Source organism: Micromonospora sp. NPDC049139 (assembly GCF_055586845.1).
In genome coordinates this window covers 258149-281621 of the sequence record NZ_JBVJHK010000004.1, presented here as the reverse complement: position 1 = coordinate 281621, position 23473 = coordinate 258149, and the positions used below count along the sequence as shown (strand labels likewise).

General features: G+C 74.9%; 15 protein-coding genes. 5 read left to right on the top strand and 10 right to left on the bottom strand.

Annotated features, from left to right (window positions below; all coding sequences use genetic code 11):
• Positions 1-292: 292 nt before the first annotated feature.
• A complete protein-coding gene (locus tag ACZ6Q9_RS10395; RefSeq protein ID WP_396828964.1) occupies positions 293-1327 on the bottom strand; it encodes a hypothetical protein in 1035 nt (344 codons plus the stop codon).
• Between the two features lie 39 nt (positions 1328-1366).
• Between ACZ6Q9_RS10395 and ACZ6Q9_RS10390 the strand changes: the two genes are divergently transcribed.
• Positions 1367-1993: an NUDIX hydrolase gene (locus ACZ6Q9_RS10390; RefSeq protein WP_393455651.1), complete on the top strand. Its 627-nt coding sequence runs from the start codon at positions 1367-1369 to the stop codon at positions 1991-1993.
• On the opposite strand, the gene ACZ6Q9_RS10385 is transcribed toward ACZ6Q9_RS10390, so the two are convergent.
• Both ACZ6Q9_RS10385 and ACZ6Q9_RS10380 read right to left on the bottom strand, forming a co-directional pair.
• Positions 1962-3053 carry a mannose-1-phosphate guanylyltransferase gene (locus ACZ6Q9_RS10385; protein WP_357692357.1) on the bottom strand — a complete coding sequence of 364 codons (1092 nt, stop codon included), beginning with the start codon at positions 3051-3053 and terminating at the stop codon, positions 1962-1964. The two genes, ACZ6Q9_RS10390 and ACZ6Q9_RS10385, sit on opposite strands and share 32 nt — an antisense overlap.
• A gap of 62 nt (positions 3054-3115) precedes the next feature.
• Positions 3116-4261, bottom strand: a complete 1146-nt coding sequence (locus ACZ6Q9_RS10380; protein ID WP_357462467.1) for a glycosyltransferase family 4 protein — start codon at positions 4259-4261, stop codon at positions 3116-3118.
• 149 nt (positions 4262-4410) lie between these two features.
• On the opposite strand from ACZ6Q9_RS10380, the gene ACZ6Q9_RS10375 reads away from it, so the two are divergent.
• Positions 4411-5091, top strand: coding sequence for a TIGR03089 family protein (locus ACZ6Q9_RS10375; RefSeq protein WP_393258703.1), 681 nt, complete (start codon positions 4411-4413; stop codon positions 5089-5091).
• A gap of 149 nt (positions 5092-5240) precedes the next feature.
• On the opposite strand, the gene ACZ6Q9_RS10370 is transcribed toward ACZ6Q9_RS10375, so the two are convergent.
• Positions 5241-7232 (bottom strand): acetoacetate--CoA ligase, encoded by a 1992-nt coding sequence (locus ACZ6Q9_RS10370; RefSeq protein WP_393455645.1) that lies wholly within the window; start codon positions 7230-7232, stop codon positions 5241-5243.
• Positions 7233-7456: 224 nt separating this feature from the next.
• Complete coding sequence (locus ACZ6Q9_RS10365) at positions 7457-7975, bottom strand: acyl-CoA thioesterase (RefSeq protein WP_393258700.1); 519 nt, start codon at positions 7973-7975, stop codon at positions 7457-7459.
• A 23-nt stretch (positions 7976-7998) separates the two neighbouring features.
• Here ACZ6Q9_RS10365 and ACZ6Q9_RS10360 point away from each other — a divergent pair, with 23 nt between their 5' ends.
• Positions 7999-8658, top strand: coding sequence for a hypothetical protein (locus ACZ6Q9_RS10360; RefSeq protein WP_393455642.1), 660 nt, complete (start codon positions 7999-8001; stop codon positions 8656-8658).
• Between the two features lie 41 nt (positions 8659-8699).
• On the opposite strand, the gene ACZ6Q9_RS10355 is transcribed toward ACZ6Q9_RS10360, so the two are convergent.
• Positions 8700-9863 (bottom strand): acyl-CoA dehydrogenase family protein, encoded by a 1164-nt coding sequence (locus ACZ6Q9_RS10355; RefSeq protein ID WP_357692345.1) that lies wholly within the window; start codon positions 9861-9863, stop codon positions 8700-8702.
• Positions 9864-10110: 247 nt separating this feature from the next.
• On the opposite strand from ACZ6Q9_RS10355, the gene ACZ6Q9_RS10350 reads away from it, so the two are divergent.
• Both ACZ6Q9_RS10350 and ACZ6Q9_RS10345 read left to right on the top strand, forming a co-directional pair.
• A complete protein-coding gene (locus ACZ6Q9_RS10350) occupies positions 10111-11538 on the top strand; it encodes a UDP-glucose dehydrogenase family protein (RefSeq protein WP_393258695.1) in 1428 nt (475 codons plus the stop codon).
• A 164-nt stretch (positions 11539-11702) separates the two neighbouring features.
• Entirely contained in the window at positions 11703-16619 is a 4917-nt protein-coding gene (locus tag ACZ6Q9_RS10345; protein WP_396828965.1) for an SCO7613 C-terminal domain-containing membrane protein, read from the top strand.
• 589 nt (positions 16620-17208) lie between these two features.
• Here the strand turns inward: ACZ6Q9_RS10345 and ACZ6Q9_RS10340 are convergent.
• The 4 genes from ACZ6Q9_RS10340 to ACZ6Q9_RS10325 form a co-directional block, all read right to left on the bottom strand.
• The gene (locus tag ACZ6Q9_RS10340) at positions 17209-19461 is read right to left on the bottom strand and encodes an MMPL family transporter (protein WP_396828966.1); all 2253 of its coding nucleotides are present in this window, start codon (positions 19459-19461) and stop codon (positions 17209-17211) included.
• A gap of 198 nt (positions 19462-19659) precedes the next feature.
• The gene (purE, locus tag ACZ6Q9_RS10335; protein ID WP_396829066.1) at positions 19660-20130 is read right to left on the bottom strand and encodes a 5-(carboxyamino)imidazole ribonucleotide mutase; all 471 of its coding nucleotides are present in this window, start codon (positions 20128-20130) and stop codon (positions 19660-19662) included.
• A gap of 41 nt (positions 20131-20171) precedes the next feature.
• The gene (locus ACZ6Q9_RS10330) at positions 20172-21353 is read right to left on the bottom strand and encodes a 5-(carboxyamino)imidazole ribonucleotide synthase (protein ID WP_393258689.1); all 1182 of its coding nucleotides are present in this window, start codon (positions 21351-21353) and stop codon (positions 20172-20174) included.
• A gap of 77 nt (positions 21354-21430) precedes the next feature.
• Positions 21431-23425, bottom strand: a complete 1995-nt coding sequence (locus ACZ6Q9_RS10325; RefSeq protein ID WP_396828967.1) for a thioredoxin domain-containing protein — start codon at positions 23423-23425, stop codon at positions 21431-21433.
• Positions 23426-23473: the final 48 nt, after the last annotated feature.

The following is a 23473-nucleotide window of genomic DNA, read 5'->3' as shown; positions in this document are numbered from 1 at the left end:
GCCCGGCCGAGGGGATGCCGGGTGACCGTTGCAGCCTACCCGGGCGGCACTTATCTCCGTCTTTAAGCCTGAGCTGAAAAACCTCGACGTCCATGGTGGCGGTTGGGCATGCTTCCACTGCCCGCACACGGGGACGAGCGCGTCGGCGACGCGTTCGCGGACCGGGGTGCCCTGGGGGACGGGGAGGACCGGGGGCCGGGCGGCACCACGAGGGTCTGCGGGCCTGCTCCGCAGAGGTGCTGCCCGGCCGCCGGCCCGCCGTGGCTCCCCGCGTCGGCCGGCGCCCGCCCGTTCACCCCACCCAGAGCGCCACGCGGTGGTCCTCGTCGGTGACGTAGAAACTGCGCCCGTCCAGCTCGGCCAGCCCCTCCACGTGGTGGAACGGCACCAGGTCGGCCACCAGCTCACCGGGGACCAGATGCCCGTCGCCGGGCGGCGGGAACCGGACGTGCCGGGAGGTGACGTCCCCGCCGGTCGGGTGGTCGTCGAGCAGCACCGAGCCCTTGCCGAGCGCGTCGATGGACCCGACGACCGCCGCGTAGCCGCCGTCGTCGGTGGGGGCGATCGCCCGGAAGCCGGCGAGCGCGCCGGGCGGGGTCACCCCGGTCAACACGTACGCGCCCGCCGCCTCCGGCCAGGTCGGCACGGGGTCGAACATGCCCGGCACACCGGTCAGCTCGACCAGGATCGGGTCGCCGTCAGCCGTGACCGGGAAGCGGAGTCCGATCAGGACGCTGCCGGCCGGCGTGAAGGCGGCAGCCTCGACGTTCAGCGGCAGGTCGTCGGGGACGAGACGGCTGACCCAGCCCTTCGACCGGGCGGTGCCGCGCGCGACGGTCTCCCCGATGAACCGGGCCCGCACCCGCGCGCCCGGCGGCAGCGGGGTGAACGGCGCCTTGAGCAGCGCGTCGTTGACCGCCCGGTGCAGCCGGAACCGGTTGCGCACCACCTGCACCGGCAGCGCGCCACCCGCCGCGTCGTCCTCCCGGAACCGGGCCACGAAGGCGCGTCGCGGGCGCAGCGGGCCGCCCTTCGAGCCGAAGTGCGAGCCGAAGACGTAGACCCAGCCGTCGTGGTGGGCCAGGGCCTCGCCGTCCTCCGTCCGGCCGTTCTCGGCCCCGGCGTCGGCGGTCACGTGCCGGGCGACCCACTCGCCGTCGTCGCGCTCCAGCAGCAGGGCCAGGCAGCGCTCCACCGGCCCCTCGTCGAGCACCGTCCAGAAGCCGCGCCGGGCGCCGTGTGCGCGCAGCAACGCCACGGAGCGCACCGGCAGCAGGTCGCTGGCCTCGTTGCCGGCCACGACGAATTCCAGCAGTCGCAGGGTCACCCGGCCAGGGTACGAAGCGCCGGCTCGTACAGTGTCGGCATGCCCGAATCCCCCGCCGCCGCCACCGACCCCCGGACGTCGCCGCCGACGGACGCCGAGGTGTACGCGACGCTGCACGCCGACGCCGTCGCCACGCTGGAGCGCTGGGAGCCGACCGGCCCGGCCGCCGCCGAGGCCCGGGACCGCACCGTGCGGCTACTGGCCGCCGGGCCGGTGGCGATGAGCCGGGCGCACCGGGCCGGTCACGTCACGGCGAGCGCGCTGGTGCTCGACGCCACCGGCTCGCGGGTGCTGCTCTGCCTGCACGGCAAGTTCCGGAAGTGGGTGCAGCTCGGCGGGCACTGCGAGCCGGCCGACCGGACCCTCGCCGGCGCCGCCCTGCGCGAGGCCGGCGAGGAGTCCGGGATCGCGGGCCTGCGGATCGACCCGGTCCCGATCGACGTGGACATCCACCCGGTGAACTGCCAGGGCGGCTCCCTGCACTACGACGTCCGGTTCGCCGTCCTCGCCCCGCCCGCCGCGACGGAACGGGTCAGCGACGAGTCCGAGGCGCTGGCCTGGTTCCCGCCGGACCACCTGCCGGAGCCGCTGGCCGGGGGGACGGCGAAGCTGGTCGCCCCGGCCAGGGCGACGCTCAGACGAGCCCCTCTTCGCCCCGCTCCTTGAGCTCGTCGACGATCTTCTTGACGTCCTGCGCCCGGTCGCGCGGGCAGACCAGCAGCGCGTCCGGGGTGTCGACGACGATCAGGTCGTGCACTCCGACGGTGGCCACCAGCCGCCCGGAGTGCGGCACCACCACCAGCCCGGAGCTGTCCCGCAGCAGCACCCCCGGCTTGGCGTCGCCGCCGAGCACCACGTTGCCGTCCGGGTCGGCCGGCAGCACCTCGCCCAGCGTGTGGAAGTCGCCGACGTCGTTCCAGCCGAAGTCGCCCGGCACCGTGGCCACCCGCCCGGCGGTCGCCGCGCCCTCCATCACCGCGTAGTCGACGGAGATCTTCGGCAGGGTCGGCCAGACCGTGCCGAGCACGTCGTCCTGCCCCTCGGTGCCCCACGCCTCGGCGATCGCGACGATCCCGGCGTGCAGGGCGGGCTGCTGGCGGGCCAGCTCGGCGAGGAACACGTCGACCCGCCAGACGAACATGCTGGCGTTCCAGAGGTGCCGCCCGGAGCGCAGGTACGCCTCCGCCACCTCGGCGCTCGGCTTCTCCTTGAACTCGGCGACCGGGCGCAGCGGGCCGCCGTCGACCGGGTCGCCGGTCTGGAGGTAGCCGTAGCCGGTCTCGGCCCGCGTCGGGGTGATGCCCACCGTCATCAGCAGGCCCTGCTCGGCGCCGCGTACCGCCTCCCGGACGACCTCCCGCCACCGCTCCGGGTCGCCGATCAGGTGGTCGGCCGCGAAGGAGCCCATCACCGCCTCCGGGTCGCGCCGCGCGATGACGGCGGCGGCCAGGGCGATCGCCGCGCAGGAGTCCCGGGGCGACGGCTCGACCAGGATGTTCTCCTCCGGCAGCCCGGCCAGCTGGCGCGCCACCGCCGCGACGTGCGCGGTCCCGGTGACCACCAGGGTGCGTTCGGCGGTGGTCAGCGGGCCCAGCCGCTCGACCGTGGCCTGGAGCAGCGAGGCGGCGGAACCGGTCAGCGGGTGGAGGAACTTGGGGTGGCCGGCGCGGGACAGCGGCCACAACCTCGTGCCGCTGCCACCCGCCGGGATGACGGCGTAGAGCATCAGCACATCATGCCCGAACCGGGCCCGCCCGGACGCCGGGTTGCCACCCCGCCGCTCCGGGATCAGGCGCGCGCCCGGCTCCAGGCGGCGATGTGCACCTCGGCGCTGGACTCCCAGGTGAACTCCTTGGCCCGGTCGAAACCGGCCTTGGCCAGGGACAACCGCCGCTGCTCGTCGTCGAGCAACGCGGCCAGGTCGGCGGCGATCTGGTCGGGGGCCTCGCTGGTGTACGCCACCGCGTCGCCGCCCACCTCCGGCAGCGACAGCCGGGGCGTGGTGAGCACCGGCGCGGCGCACGCCATCGCCTCCAGGATCGGCAGGCCGAAACCCTCCCCGTAGGACGGGTAGGCGGCCACCAGCGCCCCGCCGAGGAAGCCGGGCAGGTCCGCGTAGCGGAGGTAGCCCGGGCGCAGCAGCCGCAGGTGCGACGGCACCTCCGCCACCGCGCGGTCGATGTCGTCGTCGTGCCCCTGGCCGCCGGCGACCACCAGGGCCGGCGGGTCCTCCCGGTCGGCCACCGCCCGGGCCCAGCCGCGGATCAGGTTGGGCACGTTCTTGCGCGGCTCCTTGGCCCCGAGGAAGGCAACGTAGCTGCTGCCGCCGAGCCCCAGCCGGGCGCGGACCCGGGCCTTCTCCTCCTCGCTGGGCGCGTGGAAGGCGGCGTGGTCGACCCCGTGGTAGGCGACGTCGATCCGGGTCGGGTCGGCGTCGAGCAGCCGGATCAGCTCGTCGCGGGTGGCCTTGCTCGGCACGATCACCCGGTCGGCGCGGCGCAGGGAGGTCTTGATGGCGCTGCGGAAGAACGTGCGCCGGGACTTGTCGTAGTGCTCCGGCTCGGTGAAGAACGTCGCGTCGTGCACGGTCACCGTGACCGGGCAGCCGGCGCGCAGCGGGCAGGTGTAGAAGGGCGAGTGCAGCACCTGCGCGCCCACCTGCTGGGCGAGCAGCGGCAGGCCGGTCTGCTCCCAGGCGAGCCGGGCGGGGCGGTGCGCGACGGCGGCCGGGGCGGGGATGATCTCCGCGCCGGGCAGCATCCGGGTGTAGCGCTCAAGGTCGGTGCGGAGGCTGACCACGGCCAGCTCCACCCCCGACCCGCACACCTTGCCGAGGGCGCCGAGCAGGCCGTCGACGTATCGACCGACACCGCCACGGTCGGCGGGGACACTCGTGGCGTCGATGAGCACACGGGGCGGGCGACCGGCGGTCACGGGGCGACTCCTTGCACTGCGATCTGTGGGAAACAACACTCCGGGCAAGCCTACGCCGGAGCCCGGGTCGGACGCTGACTGCGACCCGACGGTACGCCGACTTGTCGTTGTCTTCGAGTACGGCCGACGGGGGCGTATCGTTCGCGCCGATGGCCGACAACATTGCCCGGGTATTCGCCGACGCGATCGCGCCCGACCCGACCCGACCGCTGCTGACCTGGTACGACGACGCCACCGGCGAGCGGACCGAACTCTCCGGCGCGACGCTGGCGAACTGGGTGGCCAAGACGGCCAACCTGCTCGTGGACGAGGTGGCCGTGGGCCCCGGCGACACGGCCGGGGTGCTGCTCCCGCCGCACTGGCAGACCGCGGCGGTGCTGCTCGGATGCTGGTCGGCCGGGCTACGGGTGGCCGACACGCCGGGCGACGTGGAGGTGCTCTTCGCCGCCGTCACGCGGCTCGCCGAGGCGGACGCCTGGTCGGCCGGCGAGCGGTACGTCCTCGCCCTCGACCCGTTCGCCCTGCCGATGCGGCAGGTGCCGCCCGGCTTCGCCGACTACGTCTCGGAGGTGCGCGCGCACGGGGACCACTTCACCCCGTACGCCGCCGGCGGCGAGGAGCTGGTGGAGTGCGCGCGGCGGCGCGCGGGCGAGCTGGGCATCGCCCGCGACGACCGCGTCCTGGTCGACACGGGGGCGCACCCCGACCCGGTCGACTGGCTGCTCGCCCCGCTGGCGGCCGGCGCCAGCTCGGTCCTCTGCGCCAACCTCGACCGCTCCCGCGCCGCCTCCCGCGCCGCAACGGAAAAGGTCACCCAGACCCTGACCTGACCCCCGCACCGCCCCCGCCCCCGCCCCCGCGCCCGCGCCCGCGCCCGCGCCCGCGCCGATCTTGCAGTTGCTGCCCTCGATGTGGGCGATTCACCCCATGGGTCGGGGCAGAAAGTGCAAGATCGGCGCGCGAAGGAGGGCGGGGTGGGTCAGGCGGGGGTGGTCTCCGGGTGGGTGGTGGCGCGGCGCTGGGCGAGGGTGGCGAACGCCGACAGGGACTCCGGGTTGGCCAGGGCGCCCTTGGCCGCCGCCGAGTCGACCGGGGTGCCGGTGAGGATCTTCTTCACCGGGACCTCCAGCTTCTTCGCCGAGAGGGTGCGCGGCACGGCGCGGACCTGGTGGATCTCGTCCGGGACGTGCCGCGGCGACAGGGCGGTACGCAGCTCCCGGCAGATCTTCTTCCGCAGCGCGTCGTCCAGCTCCAGGCCCTCGGCGAGCACCACGAACAGCAGCAGCTCGCCGGCGCCGCCCTCGTCGTCCTCCAGGTGCACCACCACCGAGTCGACGACCTCGTCCAGCCCCTCGACGACCGAGTAGAACTCGGCGGTGCCCAGCCGCACGCCGCCCCGGTTGAGGGTGGCGTCGGAGCGGCCCGTGATCACGCAGCCGCCCCGGTCGTTGATCGTGATCCAGTCGCCGTGCCGCCAGACGCCCGGGTACAGGTCGAAGTACGCCTCCCGGTAGCGGGCGCCGTCCGGGTCGTTCCAGAAGCCCACCGGCATGCTCGGCATCGGCTCGGTGATCACCAGCTCGCCCAGCTCGCCGATCACCGGGGTGCCGTCGGCCGAGCGGGCCTCCACCTTGGCGCCCAGCGCCCGACAGGTGATCTCCCCGGCGTGCACCGCCAGCAGCGGCACCCCACCCACGAAGCCGGTGCAGACGTCCGTGCCGCCGGAGAGCGACTGGAGCTGGAGGTCGTCGCCGACCGTCTCGTACACCCAGGTGAAGCCCTCGGCGGGCAGCGGCGCGCCGGTCGAGCCGACCCCGCGCAGCGCGGTCAGGTCGGCGATCTCCCTCGGCACCAGCCCCGCCTTGCGACAGGCCAGCAGGAACGGCGCGGACGTGCCGAAGTACGTGGTGCCGGTCTCCTCCGCCAGCCGCCACAGCGCGCCCAGGTCGGGGTGGCCCGGGTTGCCGTCGAACAGCACGATCGCCGCGCCCACCGCCGGCCCGGAGACCAGGAAGTTCCACATCATCCAGCCGGTGGTGGTGAACCAGAAGAACCGGTCCGCCGGGCCCAGGTCGTGGTGCAGGGCCAGCATCTTCAGGTGCTCCAGCAGGATGCCGCCGTGGCCGTGCACGATCGGCTTGGGCAGCCCCGTCGTGCCGGAGGAGTAGAGCACGTAGAGCGGGTGGTCGAAGGCGACCGGGGTGAAGGTCAGCGGCTCGTCGGTCTCGGCGGCCAGGTCGGACCAGGCGAGCGCGCCCTCGGGCGGCGGGCCGGCCGGGTCGAGGTAGGCGATGCCGACGGTGTGCGCCAGCGACGGCAGGGCGGCCCGGATCGCGGCCACCTCGCCGCGCCGGTCCACCGGCTTCTCGCCGTACCGGTAGCCGTCCACGGCGACGAGGACCTTCGGCTCGATCTGCTGCCAGCGGTCGGTGACACTGCGGGTGCCGAACTCGGGCGCGCAGGAGGAGAAGATCGCGCCCAGGCTGCTGGTGGCCAGCAGCAGCACGTACGTCTCGGGGATGTTCGGCGCGTACGCGGCCACCCGGTCGCCGGCGGTGACGCCGAGCCGGCGCAGCCCGGCCGCCACCCGGCGGACCTGCTCGCGCAGCCCGGCGGCGGTGAGGGTGACCGGCGCCCGGGTCTGGCCGTGCGCGATCACCACCGGGTCGTCGTCGGCCCGGCCGGGCATCCGCAGCACGTTCTCGGCGTAGTTGAGGGTGGCGCCGGGGAACCAGCGGGCGCCGGGCATCCCCCGGTCGGTCAGCGTGGCGGTCGGCGGGGTGTGGGCGACCACCTCGAAGTGGTCCCAGACCGACTGCCAGAACGCCTCCAGGTCGGTGACCGACCAGCGCCACAGCTCGTCGTAGTCGGCGAAGTCCACGCCCCGGTGCTCACGCAGCCAGCGCAGGTAGTTCCCGATCCGGGACCGCTCGCGTACGTCCGCCGGCGGCGTCCACAGCACGTCACCCACTGCTCCACCCTCCCCCTGGCCCCGCACGACACTGTGAAATGGGCCGTGGCGCCATCTTGCCCTACCTCGAAGCGCCATTCTCCGCACCCGGCCCCCGTCGGCGCACGTGCGGAACCCACATGCCCCACCACCACCCTGTGTGGGCCGGGTGTAAGGAAGGGCACCTTCCTAACGTCTGCGGTAGAGGAAGGGACCCTTCCTTACACCTCAGCCTTCGTGATGGGTCAGCCGGCGCGGTGGGCCTGGATAGCGCGGCGGCGGGCGAGGCGGTGGGCCCGGCGGATCTCCGCCTCCCGGAACCGCCGCTCGTCCTCCGTGGTCTCCGGCAGCACCGGCCGGACCGCCCGTGGCGCGCCGCCGACGTCGACGCCCACGAAGACGAGGTACGCGGTGGCCACCCCGACCGGCTCGTCCTCGGCCGAGTCCCACCGCTCGGCCACCACCCGGACGCCCACCTCCATCGAGGTCTGCCCGGTCCAGTTCACCTGGGCGTGCGCGTGCACCAGGTCGCCGACCCGGACCGCCTCGGCGAAGACGATCTCGTCGATGGCCGCGGTGACCGCCGTGCCGCCGCTGTGCCGGGCGGCCGCCGCCCCCGCCACGTCGTCGATGAACTTCATCAGCACCCCGCCGTGCACGGTGCCGTAGAGGTTGACGTCGACAGCGGTCATGATCCGGCTCAGGGTGACCCGGGAGTACGAGGTCGGCTTGCCGGCCGGCGCGGTGGAGGGGTGCTCGGTCATGTCGGAAACGGTACGGTGCGCGGATGCGACATCTCTGGAGCTTCCTCGCCGGGTTGGTGGTGGCACCCGTCACGTGGGTGCTGGTCACGCTCGGGCAGGACGGGTCGGCGGGCACCGTCGACCGTTGGGTCGAGATCGGCACGTCCAACTCGGCCAATCTCATCGAGCCTGCCGTCTACCTCGCCGTCGGCGGGATCCTGCTCGGCCTGCTCGGCACGCTGCGCATCTCACCGCTCGGCCCGCTGGTGGCCGGGCTGCTGCTCGCCGCCCCGTACGTGGGGATGTTCGCCGCGCCGTTCGAGGTGCGGGACCGCATTCCGGACGGCTGGAAGGTCTTCGGTGACCCCCTGCCGCTGCACGTGCCGGTGGAGAACGGCACCCTCTTCCTGATCGGGCTGCTGCTGATCATGGCGACGTTCAGCGGGCAGCGCTGGCGCCGGTGGCCGCGCCCGGCCGCCGAGGTGGCGCCGGAGCCCGCGACCGGCCCGGAACGGGACGACTTCACCCTGACCGACTGGCCCCCGGCCGGCTCGACCGACCGGGACACCGCCCCGCTGACCCTGGGCTACCCGGACGACTCGACGCCGACCGAGCCGCTGCCCCGCCGCACCGGCGGCGAGTCGCCGTGGTCGGCGCCGCCGCGCACCGGCAACCAGCCGGAGGACACGACCGAGATCCGGTGACAGATCGGGCGGGCCGGGAGACCGGCCCGCCCGACGACCGGTCAGCCCTTGAGGAGCTGGCGGGCCATCACGATGCGCTGCACCTGGTTGGTGCCCTCGTAGATCTGGGTGATCTTGGCGTCGCGCATCATCCGCTCGACCGGGTAGTCCCGGGTGTAGCCGTAGCCGCCGAGCAGCTGCACCGCGTCGGTGGTGATCTCCATCGCCGCGTCCGAGGCGAAGCACTTGGCCGCCGCGCCGAAGTAGGTCAGGTCGGCGTCGCCGCGCTCCGACTTGCCGGCGGCGGCGTACGTCAACTGCCGGGCCGCCTCCAGCTTCATGCCCATGTCGGCGAGCATGAACTGGACGCCCTGGAACTCGGCGACCGCCTTGCCGAACTGCTTGCGCTCCTGCACGTACCCCTTGGCGTAGTCGAGCGCGCCCTGGGCGATGCCGAGGGCCTGCGCGGCGATGGTGACCCGGGTGTGGTCCAGGGTCCTCATCGCGGTGGCGAAGCCGGTGCCCTCGGCGCCGATCATGCGGTCCGCCGGGATCCGGACGTTGTCCAGGTAGACCTCGCGGGTCGGCGAGCCCTTGATGCCGAGCTTCTTCTCCGGGGCGCCGAAGCTGACCCCGGCGTCGGACTTCTCCACCACGAACGCGGAGATGCCCCGGGACCGGGCCGTCGGGTCGGTCACCGCGAAGACCGTGTAGAACTCCGAGACCCCGGCGTTGGTGATCCAGCGCTTGACGCCGTTGAGCACCCAGTGATCGCCGTCACGTACGGCGCGGGTGGTCATCGAGGCCGCGTCGCTGCCCGCCTCCGGCTCGGAGAGGCAGTACGAGAACATCGCGTCGCCCGACGCGACACGGCTCAGGTAGCGGCGCTTGAGCTCCTCCGAGCCCGCCAGCAGCAGCGGCATGGTGCCCAGCTTGTTGACCGCGGGGATCAGCGAGGAGGACGCGCAGGCCCGCGCCACCTCCTCGATCACGATGGCCGTGGCCAGGGCGTCCGCGCCCGCGCCGCCGTACTCGACGGGGATGTGCGGGGCGTGGAAGTCCGCGGCGCGCAGCGCGTCGTAGGACGCCTTCGGGAACTCACCGGTCTCGTCCGCCTCGGCCGCGTGCGGGGCCACCTTGGCCGCACAGACCTCACGGACCGCCTCCCGGATCGCCTCGTGCTCCTCCGGCAACCGGTAGACGTCGAACGACTGCTCTGCGGCCATGTCGGCCCCTCCCCTTCACCGCTATCATGCGCAGTCTGTAGCGTCTCCTGACCGTCGACGGCGCAGACTGAAGGATAGCGACCAACCTCAGGCGATGTTACCGCCGCGTAGGCTATGGCACGACGAGCGTCGACGCCGCCCGGCGATGATGGAAGTGACAGGCATAGAGTCCCTCCGGTGCCCGCCCAGGCGCCGCAGCAGAACGCGACGCGACGACGCGACGCCAGCGCGAGCGGAGAAGACAGGCGTGACGATCCCGTACCCGAACAGCCAGCCGATGCCCGCCATCGCCGCGGTGACGCCCCCCTCGGGCGCGCAGCGGCCGCGGGTGACCTTCCTGGGCACCGGCTACCTCGGTGCGACGTACGCCATCTGCTACGCGGAGCTGGGCTACGAGGTCCTCGGCTTCGACGTCGACGCCGACAAGATCGCCATGCTGAACGCCGGCGAAGTGCCGATCCACGAGCCGGGCCTGGACGAGCTGCTCAAGCGCAACCTGGCGGCCGGGCGGCTGCGGTTCAGCACGGACATCGCCGAGGTCGCCGAGTTCGGCGACGTGCACTTCATCTGCGTCGGCACGCCGCAGATCGCCGACGGCATGGGCGCCGACCTGTCGTACGTCGAGGCGTCGGTGACCAGCCTGGCCCAGCACCTGACCCGCAAGGCGCTGATCGTCGGCAAGTCCACCGTGCCGGTCGGCACCGCCGAGTGGGTCGAGCAACTGGTGAGCAAGCACACCCCCGCCGACCTCGGCGTCGAGGTGGCGTGGAGCCCCGAGTTCCTCCAGGAGGGCTTCGCCGTCGACGACGTGCTGCGGCCCAACCGGATCGTGGTCGGCGTCAAGAGCGAGTGGGCCAACGGCATGCTCTACGCCGCCCACAAGGGCGTCTTCGACCTGGCCGCCACGGAGGACCGCGAGGTGCCCCTGGTGGTCACCGACTTCGCGACCGCCGAGCTGGTCAAGGTCGCCGCGAACGCCTTCCTCGCCACCAAGATCTCCTTCATCAACGCGATGGCCGAGGTCTGCGAGGCCGCCGGCGGCGACGTCACCCACCTCGCCCGGGCCATCGGCTTCGACCCCCGCATCGGCAACCGCTTCCTCCAGGCCGGGCTCGGCTTCGGCGGCGCCTGCCTGCCCAAGGACATCCGGGCCTTCCAGGCCCGCGCCCAGGAGCTCGGCGCCGGGGAGGCGCTGCGCTTCCTGCACGAGGTCGACCTGATCAACATGCGCCGCCGGACCCGGGTCGTCCAGCTCGCCGCCGAGCTGCTCGGCCGCCGGTCCGGGCCGGCCGGGCCGGACCTGTCCGGCACCCGGATCGCCGTGCTCGGCGCGACCTTCAAGCCCAACACCGACGACGTACGCGACGCCCCGGCGCTCGCCGTCGCGTCGCTGCTGCGCAAGGCCGGCGCCGACGTGCACGTCTACGACCCGCAGGGCATGGAGCGGGCCCGCGCGGTGGCCCCCGAGCTGGTCTACGAGCCCGGCATCAACGAGGCCGTGACCGGCGCCGACCTCGTCTGCGTGCTCACCGAGTGGGCCGACTTCCGCAACGCCGACCCCGTCGCCCTCGGCGAGCTGGCCGCCGGCCGCCGGGTGGTCGACGGGCGCAACTGCCTGGACTCGGCACTGTGGACGCAGGCCGGCTGGGAGTACCGCGGCATGGGCCGCCCCTGACCATCGACCGCTGAAACGGCCGGCCGTGGAGCACGCTCCGCGACCGGCCGTTTGCCGTCCGCGTGGACGATCTTTGCCCCGGACCCGCCGACAACTGTCGAAATCCGCGCCCGCATTCGGCATGCTGCCAAGGTGGGAGTCCACAGTGCGGGTGGAGGGGTGTCGTGGCGAGCTTTCAGTGCTCCTCGTGCGGCCGGGAGATCAAACCGGCCGTCAGCTGCCCGCACTGCGGCGCGCACCAGCCACAGTGGGTCGAGCACCTGGCGGAGATCGAGCGGTCCATCGCGGAGATGAAGGCCCGCGAGGCCGCCATCGCCAGCGAGCAGCGGCAGATCGCCGCCAAGATGCAGGCCGCGCTCTTCCAGCGGGACATCCTCGCGCACGCCGGTGAGGAACGTCTCAAGCAGGCCACCCGCCCCCGCCGGGTGCTGCGCCGCCGGCCCGGCCGCCGCCCGCCCACCGCCGCCACCGGCGCACCGCCCCGGGTGCCCCGGCAGGGCACCCCGGCCGGCCCGGAGGACCCGCCCCCGCCGCCGAGCGCCACCTGGCTCGACGCCGACGACCCGGAGCACCCGCCGGAGGCGTCCTCCCGCGAGGTGCAGAACATCCCCCTCGGGCTCGGCGCGCTGCTGCTCGGCGTCGCCGCGGTGGTCTTCGCCGCGGTGGCCACCAGCTCGATGGACGCGCTGGCCCGGCTGGGCATCCTGCTGCTCGCGACCGTGCTGATGCTGCTCGCCCCGCCCGTGCTGGCACGGCGCGGGCTCACCTCGACCGCCGAGACAATCTCCGCCGTCGGCCTGCTGCTGGTGCCGCTCGCCGGCTACGCGCTGTGGGCGGTGGACCGGATCGGCAACGGCGGCGCCTCGGGTGCGGTCTTCGCCGGGGTGATCTTCGCCGTCACCGCCGGCGTCTCCTTCGGCTACGCGGGCTGGACGGGGCTGCGCGCGCCCCGGTTCGCCACCGTGCTGGCCGCCCAGCCGGTGCTGCCGCTGTTCGCGTACGACCGGGTCACCGGCCCCGGCGGCTGGGCGCTGGTGCTGACCGCGGTGGCCGTGCTCGACCTCTGGCTGGCCCGGTCACCGGTCACCGTGGAGCGGCCGGTCCGCCGGGACCTGCCCGAGCCGCCGGCCGCCCCCGCCGCGTCGGCGGCACCGGCCACGCCCCGGCAGCGTCGCGCCGAGGGTCGGCCGGAGGGGGCCCCGGAGGAGGCCGGCGAGGTGCTCGACGGTGTCCCGCCGGAGCAGGCGACGCCGGCCCCGGCCGCCCGGGCGGTGCCGTGGCTGCGCGAGCTGACCTGGACGCTGCACGGGGTGGCGGCCGCCGTCGCCCTCGCGTACGCCGTCTCCGCCCTGCTGCGCGCGACCACCGTGCCGGCCGCGACCGGAGCGGGGCTGGCGCTGTTGCTGGCCGCCGCCGTGGGCCTGGCCGGAACGCTGGTGCTGCGCCGGCCGCCGTTGCCCGACCTCGGCGCCGGGATCTTCACCCTGGCCGTGATCGGCGCGCTGAGCCGGATCGCCTCGGTGGCGCTACCCGGCCGGGCGCTGCTGCTGATCGCGGCGGTCATCACCGTCACCGGGCTCGCCGTGCGGGCGGTGCCGGAGGCCGCCCGGCGCGGCCCGCAGCTCGCCTCGGCGGTGGCGCTCACGGTCAGCGGGGTGGTCGTCGCCGGCGGGGCCCTGCGCGCCGGGGTCGCCCCCGTCCGAGCCGCGCTGCCGGCCTGGGCGGCCGACCTCGACCGCCACCCGGCCGAGCTGGCCGCCGCGGTCGGCCCGGCCGCCTGGCAGCTCGCCGCGAGCGCCTTCCTGCTGACCGTGGCCGCGGTGCTGGCCTTGCCGCCGGAGATCCGCCGGGAGTTCGCGGTGGTCGGCGCGGCGCTGACCGCGCTCGCCGTACCGGCGTCGTTCGGTCTCGGGTGGGCGGTGGCGCCCTGGCCGATGGTCCTGACCGCGATCGGCATCGGGGTCGTCGGGCTCTCCGCCCGGACCGGACGGGCGGCCGTGGCGCACGCGGTCGCCGCGGCCGGCGTCGGGCTGTTCGGGGCGGGCGCCGCCCTGGCCCGGCCGGCGCTGACGACCGCGGCCCTGCTCGCGCTCTTCGCCGCCGGGGTGCTGGTCGCCGTGGCACCCCGGATGCGGCTCGCCCCGGCCGCGGCCGACACCGTCTCGGCCTGGGCCGCCGGCGGCGCGGCGTTCGCGCTGCCGGGCGCGGTGGCCGCCTTCGTCGCCGCCACCGTGCCGACCGACCCGACGCCCACCCCGGCGAGCCTGCGCGAGGCCACCGTCCCGGTGCTGGCGGCCAGCTTCCTGGCGGTCTGTGTCACCCTCGGCTACGCCGCCATCGTGCAGGTGTCCCAGCGACACGTCCCGGCGCCGCTGGCGGTGGGCACCGCCCTGGGCACGGTCGTGGTCACCGCCGCCGCGTTCGGGGCCCCCGGCGCCACCGCCGCCGACGCCTGGGTCGGCGGGCTGCTGCTCGTCGCCGCCGCGATGGTGGTGTTCGCCGGCCCCATCGACGCGGGCCGACGCTCCGATCTCGCCCTGGACGGCTCCGACCTCGCCGCCGCGGCGGTGACCGCCGCCCTGATCGCCACCCTCGCCCGGATCGCGGCGGTGCTCGCCCCCGGCGGCCAGCTCGCCGTCGCCGCCGGGCTGGTGCTGGTGGTCGCGGTGGCCGCCCGCGCGATGCCCGAGGAGTGGCGGCGCGGGCCCATCCTCGGCCTTACCGTCGGCGGCGTGCTCATCGGCGTGCTGGCCGGCTGGAGCGCGCTGCGCGGCGGGCTGGGGGTGCTCGCCACCCCCGGCCCGATCTGGGCCGGCGACCTGACCGGCTGGCCGGCCACGTCGACCGGCGGGTCGGCGTGGCAGGCGCCGGTCGCGCTGGCCCTGCTCGGCGTCGCCGCCGCGGTCCTGCTGCCGCCGCCCTGGAAGTACGACGTGTCGGGGGCGGCGGCCGTGCTCGCCACGATCGGCGCGCCGGCCGCGTTCGACCTGCCGTGGTGGTCGCCGGTCCTGGTCGGTGCCATGGTCGCCACGGTCTTCGGGATGGCCGCCGTGGCGGCGACCGACCCGCGCGCCGGGCTGTCCCGGGCGGTCGTGGCGGGCGTGGTGGCCCTGCACGCCGCCGGGGCCGGCCTGGTCCGGCCGTGGACCACCGCGCTGGCGCTGGGCAGCATCGCGCTGATCGGCGTGGTGGTGGCGGCGCTGGCCCGGACACTGGCCGTGCCGCTGGTCGACGACATCGAGGCCGAGGGGATGCCGCCGCACCTGACGCAGATCGGGGGCGCCGCCGCCGGCGCCGCGCTGCTCGCGTCCCCGGGCGCGGTCGCGGCGCTGGCGGCCGAGTTCGGCCGCTCGCCGGAGGTGGTGCTCACCGCCGCGCTGGCCGCGTCCAGCCTGGGCCTGGCGGCGGTGGCCGCCGCCCGGCGGCGGGTTCCGCAGTACCTGCCCTGGGCGAGCGCGGCGGTGGCCGGCGGCGCCACCGTGACCGCGCTGGCCGCCGTCCCCGCCGGGCTGCCCGTCGGGGTATACGCCGCCGCCGCGGCCCTGCTCGGGGTGCTCGCCGAGCTGGTCCGCGGCGCGACCGAACCGCCGGCCGGCTCGGCCCAGCCGGTACGGCGCTGGTCGGTGCTGCTCGACGGGGCGCTGCGGCGGCTGCCGGACGACGGCACGCGGCGCTGGCGGGTCAGCCCGGCCGCCGGCGCGCTCACCGTCGCCGCGCTGCCCACCGTCCTGGCGCTGGTGTCGATCGCGCCGTCCCTGGTCGTCGCCCTGGTGGAGCCGCACCGCAGCCTCGCCCGGATCTGGCAGGGGCCACCGCCGGAGCTGCTCACCCCGCCGCCCGGCGCGGTCGACGCCACCCACGTGCTGACCGCGCTGCTGCTCACCGCGACCGCCGCGCTGGCCGCCACCGGGTTCAGCGGCGGCCGGCGCTCCCGGGCGGTGCCCGTGGTGCTGCCCGGCGCGGCCGTGACCCTGCTGATCACCCCGGTGGCGCTGGGCAACGGCTGGCCGGCGAGCACCCTCGCGGCGCTGGCCGTGTTCACCATCTCGATGCTGGGCCTGGCGCTGACCCCGCCCCCGCCGCTGGTCGAGCCGGCCCGTTCCCTGCGGCTGACCCGGGTGCTGGTCTTCGCCATCGGGCTGGCCGCCGGGGGCGCGGGGCTGGCCGGCAGCCTCGCCACCCGAGAGCTGACGCTCTTCACGCTCGGCGGCGCGGTCGGCGTCGGCACGGTGGCGGCGCTGTTCGGCACCACCCAGCGGGCACGCATCCTCGGCTGGCTCTTCGCCTCGCTGATGGCGCAGCTGTTCGTGCTCACCGTCGGCCTGGTGGCCGGGCTCGCGGCCGTCTGGTCCGCCTTCGGCGTGCTGGCGGTCGGCGCGGCCCTACAGGTGTTCGCCGCGACCCTGCCCCGGCTCCGCCGTCCCGAGGCCCAGCGCGAGGCGGCCACCGTGGAGTGGAGCGGGCACGCCGCCGCCCTGATCGCCCTGGCCCTGGCCTTCGACTCGCCCCGGCACATCGCGGCGCTGCTGGCCGCCTGGGGCGCGGTCCTCGGCGTCGCGGCCACCCGGCCGGGCCGCCGGCCGGTGGAGCGGCGCATCCTGTTCTGGGCGGTGGTGGTCTGCGAGATCACCGCCTGGTGGATCCTGATGCGGGTGGCCGACGTGGCGCTGCCGGAGGCGTACACGCTGCCCTTCGCGGCGCTCGCCCTGCTCGTCGGGGTGCTGGAGCTGCGGCACCGGCCCGACCTGAGCAGCTGGGTCGCGTACGGGCCGGCGCTGGTCACCGCGTTCGTGCCGACCCTGGCGATCGTGCTGGCCACCGACTCCAGCACGCTGCGGCAGGTGCTGCTGCTGCTCGGCGCGGTCGCCGTGCTCATCTTCGGCTCGACGAGCCAGCAGCAGGCGCCGGTGATCGTCGGCGCCGCCGTCACCGCGATCGCGGCGGTGCACGCGCTGTTCAGCCTCGGGCCGTGGCTGGCGCTGATCCCGGTCGGGCTCCTGCTGCTGGTGCTCGGCGCGAGCAACGAGCGCCGCCGCCGCGCCCAGGAACGCCTCCAGACGGCCCTACGCGGCATGCGGTGAGCCGCAGGGCCCGACGGGCGGCGCCGGGGTCGGACGGGACGCCGAGGCCGGGCCGAACGCACCAGAAGCCGGGCGGGCGGCGCCTGGACGGGCCGGCACGCCGAGGTCGGGCTGAACCCCGGGCGCGCGCTCGGGCAGCGGCGCGACGACCCGCCGGCGCTCGGCGTCGAGATGGCGCGGGACATCGTCCGGAGGAGCCGGACCTCGCCGGCTGACAGAGCGCCGCCGACGAGCGGCCCTGCTGCTCGTCGGCGGCGTCCGTGCGGGTCGGGGGCCCACGACGGGACCATCGCCCCTGCCCCGGCCCCCGGATGGTCGCGGTCGGCTACTGGAACCGGGCGACGTAGCGGCGCTGCCAGGGGGTCTCGACGGCCTGGGGCGAGTAGTGCTGCCGGACGTAGGCGACCGCCCGGTCGTTCGGCACCCCGTCGATCACCGCGAGGCAGGCGAGGGCGTGGTCATCTGTCGTCAGGGCCGCCGTGCCCTCGCGGGCCGGTGTGCCCGTCCTCCTTCCGGTTCGGTGTGTGTCGGGCAAGGATCATCGGGGTCGGCGGCCCGCCACGCGCGGCGCGCCGTCCCGCCGACCCGGCTACCGGTCGACGGCCGCCACGAGGACCTGCGTGTCGGCGTCACGGTCGGTGTCCGCGACCGCGGTCCGACGACGGCCGGCGAGGAATCGCGGCGCCCACCAGTTGGCCTCGCCGAGCAGTCGCATGAGCGACGGCAGGACGACCGCGCGGATGACGGTGGCGTCGATCAGGATCGCGGCGGCCAGCCCCACGCCGAGTTGCTTGAACTCGACGACCGACAGGGTGGCGAAGATGCAGAACACGGCGACCATGATGATCGCGGCGCAGCTCACCGTGGACGCCGACGAGACGATGCCCCGCTCGATCGCCTCCCGGGTCGGTACGCCCCGCAGGACCGCCTCGCGGATGCGGCTCACGACGAACACGTGGTAGTCCATCGAGAGCCCGAAGAGGATGACGAACAGCATCAGCGGCAGCCAGGACACGATCGCGCCGTTGGAGGTGAACCCGAGCAGGTCTTCCGCCCAGGTGTGCTGGAAGACCAGCACCAGCAGCCCGTACGAGGCGGCCACGGAGATCGCGTTGAGCAGGATCGAGGTCATCGCCACCACGACCGAGCGGAACGTGACGAGCATGACCAGGAAGGTCATGGCGAGCACGAACGCGACGACCGCCGGCAGCGCGTCGGCCATGCGGTCGCGGAAGTCGGCGTCGTTGGCGGTACGGCCGGCCACCGCCCACTCCGTGCCTGGGACCGTGCCGACCGTCTGCGGCAACAACTCGGCGCGCAGCCGGTGCAGCGACTCGGCGGCCGCGCGGCTGTCGGTGGTGCCCGCGACCCGGACGGTCGCCAGGAAGACGGTGCCGTCGGCGGACCTGCGTACGGTCGGGGTGCGGTCCTGTGCGAACCGGCCGTCCCCCTTGATGAGCGCGGCGAGATCGGTGATCTCGCGCTCCACCGCCGGCCCGCCCGTGCCGCCGGTGCGGATCGCGACGAGGTGGCTGGTGCCGAGGTCGTTGCCGGGGAACGCCTGGGCCAGGCGGTCGTAGGTGTGCAGGATCGGGATCGAGCGGGGCAGGTCGGTGAGGGTGGGCCGCTTGAGGTTCATCCCCAGCGCCGGGACGGCCACGACGACCAGCACTCCGACGGAGATCACGAACGTCGCCAGCGGCGCGCGCAGCGCCGGCCGCAGGACCGCCGCCCAGAAGCGGCTGCGCTCCGCCCGCTGGATCCGCCGGCCGAGGAAGGGCACCCGGGGCCGGTCCACCCAGCGTCCGAGCACGACCAGGATCGCGGGCAGGACGGTGAGGGATCCGATCATGGCCACCCCGACGACCAGGATGGAGCCGGTCGCCATCGAGCTGAACGTGTTGTCGCCGACCAGGAACAGGCTGGCCATGGCGACCATGACGGCCACGCCGGAGACCAGCACGGCGTGCCCCGAGGTGCGGGCCGCGATCTCGACCGCGCTGCGGTGGTCGCGCCCGCGGGCCCGTTCCTCGCGCTCGCGGCGCAGGTAGAACAGCGAGTAGTCGACGCCGACCGCCATGCCGATCAGCAGGATGATGCTGTTGACCATCTCCCCCGCCGGGAAGATGTGCGAGGCGAACTGGGCCAGGCCCATCGCGCCGGCCACGGCCGACAACGCCAGCACGACGGGCACGCCGGCGGCGATCAGGGCGCCGAAGCTGAACAGCAGGATCACCAGCGCCACGGGCACGCTGATCAGTTCCGCCTTGACGAAGTCGGCCGCCAGCGTCTCGGTCAGCGCCTTCGACAGCGAACCCGATCCCACCTGTTCCACCCGGAGGTCGGGATGCCGCTGCTGCGCCTGCGACGTGACGTCCAGCAGCGGCGCGACCCGCGCGTCGGCGTCGTCCGCCGAACCGGCCATCTCCACCTCGACCAGCAGCGCCTGACGGCTGGGGGAGGTGACCGGGTCCGCCACCTTCGCCACGTCGGGCAGGGCGCGCATGCGCGTCGACAGGTCGGTGGCCACGGCCCGCGCCCGGTCGAGATCGAGTTCGCCGGCCCGCGCCGTGATCAGGACGCTCTCCGCCGCCGGGGCCTTGGGGAAGGCCCCGGCCTGCTCGATGCGGTCCGCACGGGCCAGTTCCCCGTGCAGGCTGTCCTGCGTGGTCGCCTCGACCGTGCCGGCGAGGCTGCCGCCGACCACGCTGGCCAGCACGAAGCACAGCCAGGCCGTGATGGCGAGCCAGGGATGGTTGGCGCTCCACCGGCCAATCCGCGTGGTGAAGGGTTCCGGGGCCGACAGGCCGGCGTGCTTCGGCGCACGCGACAAACGGATCATGCCGACGACGCTACGAATCCGGCGTGGCCCGGACCATGAGGTCGACCGCCGACTCCGCGGGGCCGCCCCCAGCCGTCGGGGTGCGGAAAACCGCACCCGGGCTCGGTCCTCGCACCCTGTCGCCGGGACCCGACCCGGGCGACGGAGGCGCGGAGGGCGCGGACCGTCAGGCGACGGAGGCGCGGAGGGCGCGGACCGTCAGGCGAGGGAGGCGCGGAGGGCGGCGTCCTTCTCGGCCACCAACTGCTCAAGGTCCGCCTGGTAGGCCGCCATCCGGTCGAGCAGGGCGGGGTCGCCGGCCGCCAGGATCCGGACGGCGAGCAGCCCGGCGTTGCGGGCGTTGCCGATGGACACCGTGGCCACCGGCACGCCGGCCGGCATCTGCACGATGGAGAGGAGCGAGTCCATCCCGTCGAGGTGCTTCAGCGGCACCGGCACGCCGATCACCGGCAGCGGGGTGACCGAGGCGACCATGCCCGGCAGGGCGGCGGCGCCCCCCGCACCGGCGATGATCACCTTCAGGCCCCGGTCGGCGGCGGCCCGACCGTAGTCGATCATCTTGACCGGGGTCCGGTGCGCCGAGACCACCTCGACCTCGTACGGCACCTCGAACTCGTCCAGCACCTCGGCGGCGGCCTTCATCGTCGGCCAGTCCGAGTCGCTGCCCATGATCAGGCCGACGACGGCATCCGCACGTTCACCGGTCACGCTCACTGGTGCCCCTCCCGCAGCCAGCGGGCGGCCCGCGCGGCCCGCGTCCGTACGTCGTCCAGGTCGTCGCCGAGCACCGTGACGTGCCCGATCTTGCGCCCGGGTCGCACCTGCTTGCCGTAGAGGTGCACCTTGGCGCCCGGCTCCGCCGCGAAGAGGTGGTGCAGCCGCTCGTCGATCGACATCCCGCCCGGCTCGCCGCCGAGCACGTTCGCCATCACCACGACGGGCGCGGTCAGCGAGGTGTCTCCCATCGGGTAGTCGAGCACCGCCCGCAGGTGCTGCTCGAACTGCGACGTGCGCGCGCCCTCGATGGTCCAGTGCCCGGAGTTGTGCGGCCGCATCGCCAGCTCGTTCACCACGATCCGGCTGCCGGCGGGCGCGGTCGGGTCGGCGACCTCGAACAGCTCCACCGCGAGCAGGCCGACCACGCCGAGCGCGGTGGCCAGGTCGATGGCGAGCTGCTGGGCGGCGACCGCCAGCTCCTCCGGCAGACCCGGCGCGGGGGCGAGCACCTCGACGCAGATGCCGTCCCGCTGCACCGTCTCGACCACCGGGTACGCGGCGACCTGCCCGAACGGCGAGCGGGCCACCTGCACGGCGAGTTCCCGGCGCAGCGGCACCCGCTCCTCGACGATCAGCCGGGTGCCGCCGGCGAGCAGCGTCGCGGCCAGCTCGGTGGCCTGCGCCGCGTCGCCGACCAGCCAGACGCCCCGGCCGTCGTAGCCGCCGCGGGCCGCCTTGAGCACGACCGGCCAGCCGGTCTCGTCGCCGAAGGCCACCAGGTCGGCCGGTTCGGCGACCGGTCGCCACGCCGGGTTCGGCGCGCCCAGCTCGCCGAGCCGCTCCCGCATCACCCGCTTGTCCTGGGCGTGCAGCAGCGCGTCGGCCGGCGGGAAGAGCTTCACGCCCTCGGCGGCCAGCGCCCGGATGTGCTCGGTGGGGACGTGCTCGTGGTCGAAGGTGACCACGTCACAGCCCTTGGCGAAGGTGCGCAGCGCGGCGAGGTCGGTGTGGTCGCCGTACTGGACGTCGGCGGCGACCAGCGCGGCGCCGTCGTCGGGGGCCAGCGCGAGCACACGCAGCGACTGGCCGAGGGCGATCGCGGCCTGGTGGGTCATCCGGGCCAGCTGGCCACCACCCACCATGCCGACAACGGGCAGACCGGTACGGGAATCCATAGCGGCGCCAGCCTATCCGGGCGACCCGTCCGCCGCCCCGCCGGATGGCCGATCGCACACCGCCGCGGCCGTGGGCCTCAGCGCCGGCCGAGCTGGCCGACCAGGTCCTCCACCATCGTCACCGGGCGCTCGCAGACGAAACCCCGACAGGCGTACGCGGTGGGCCGCCCGTCGACCATCGGCCGGTCGGCGAGCAGCGGCACCCCGGCCTGTCCCGGGCGGCCCGCCACGATCACCGCGCCGGGCGGGGCGTGCCGGTGCGCCGCCGCCACCAGCGGGTCGCCGGTCGGCTCGTCGGTGACCACCGCGATCTCGTACGGCCCGGAGAGCAGCGCCTCGCCGACGGTGGCCGCGTAGCCGGTGAACCGGGCGTGCCGGCCGACGATCGGCGCCACGGTCGACAGCGCGGCCTCGGCGGCCTCCCGGTAGCGGGTCTCACCGGTCAGGGCCGCGTACGCGACCAGCGCCGCGACGATCGCCGAACGCCCGGACGGGGTGGCGTTGTCGGTGGGGTCGGCGGGGCGGGCGACCAGCCGCTCGGCGTCGTCGGCGGTGTCGTAGAACCCGCCGCCGGGGGCGGCGAACCGCTCCAGCGCGACGTCGAGCAGCCGGCCGGCCAGCGTCAGCCAGCGCCCCTCCCCGGTGAGCTGGTGCAGCGCGCAGAACGCCTCGGCCACGCAGCCGTGGTCCTCCAGCACGCCGGCCGGCTCGCCGACCACGCCGGCCCGGGAGACCCGGCGCAGCCGCCCGTCCACGATGTGCCGCTCGGCGAGCACCTCGCCGATCCGGACCGCGGCGGCGGCGGTGACCGGATCGCCGGTGAGCGCGGTGTGCTCGACCAGCGCGGTGACCGCGAGCCCGTTCCAGGAGGCGACCACCTTGTCGTCCCGGGCCGGCTGGGGACGGGTGTCGCGGACCTCGCGCAGCCGGGCCCGGATCCGCTCCCACCGGGCGGCCACGTCCGGGGCTGCGTCGTCCACGTCCCGGGCCAGCCGCAGCACGCTCGTGCCGTGCTCGAACGATCCTTCCTCGGTGACCGCGAACAGGTCGGCGGCGAAGCGGCCGTCGTCCTCCCCCAGCGCCTCCACGAGCTGGGCCGGGGTCCAGGAGTAGGTGAGCCCCTCGACGCCCTCGGTGTCCGCGTCCAGCGCGGAGGCCAGGCCACCCTCGGGCGTGCCCAGGTCGTCGATCATGAAGGCGGCGGTCTCGGCCGCCACCCGGGCGGCGAGCGGGTCGCCGGTCAGCCGCCAGAGCTGGGTGTACGTCCGCAGCAGCAGCGCGTTGTCGTAGAGCATCTTCTCGAAGTGCGGCACGGTCCAGTGCGCGTCGACCGAGTAGCGGGCGAAGCCGCCGGCGAGCTGGTCGTAGATGCCGCCGCGGGCCATCGCCTCGCAGGTGTGCCGGGCGACCTCCAGGCTCCGCGCCGAGCCGGTGCGCTGGTGGTGCCGGAGCAGGAAGAGCAGGTTCATGTGCGGCGGGAACTTCGGCGCGCCGCCGAAGCCGCCGTTCACCTCGTCGTACTCGCCGCCGAGCTGGTCGGCCGCGGCGTCGAGCAGCGCGGCGTCCAGCGGCGCGGTGGGGCCGCCGACGGCCTGGGCTCCGCCGATGGCCTCGACCACGGCGGCGCCCTGCGTGATCACGGCGTCCCGCTGGTCCCGCCAGGCGGCGGCGACCGACTGGAGCAGCCGGACGAAGTTCGGCCGGGGGAAGTAGGTGCCGCAGAAGAACGGGGTGCCGTCCGGGGTGGCGAAGACGGTCATCGGCCAGCCGCCCTGCCCGGTCATCGCCTGGGTGGCGGTCATGTAGACGGCGTCGACGTCGGGTCGCTCCTCGCGGTCCACCTTGATCGAGACGAAGCCGTCGTTCATCAGGGCGCCGACCTGCTCGTTCTCGAACGACTCGTGGGCCATCACGTGGCACCAGTGGCAGGCGGCGTAGCCGACCGAGATGATCACGGGCACGTCCCGGCGCTTCGCCTCGGCGAACGCCTCGTCGCACCACGGCCACCAGTCGACCGGGTTGTCGGCGTGCTGGAGGAGGTACGGGCTCGTGGCGTCAGCGAGTCGGTTCACCCGACGACCATAACCAGCCGGTGCCCCGCCCGCCCGCGCTCCGCGTGG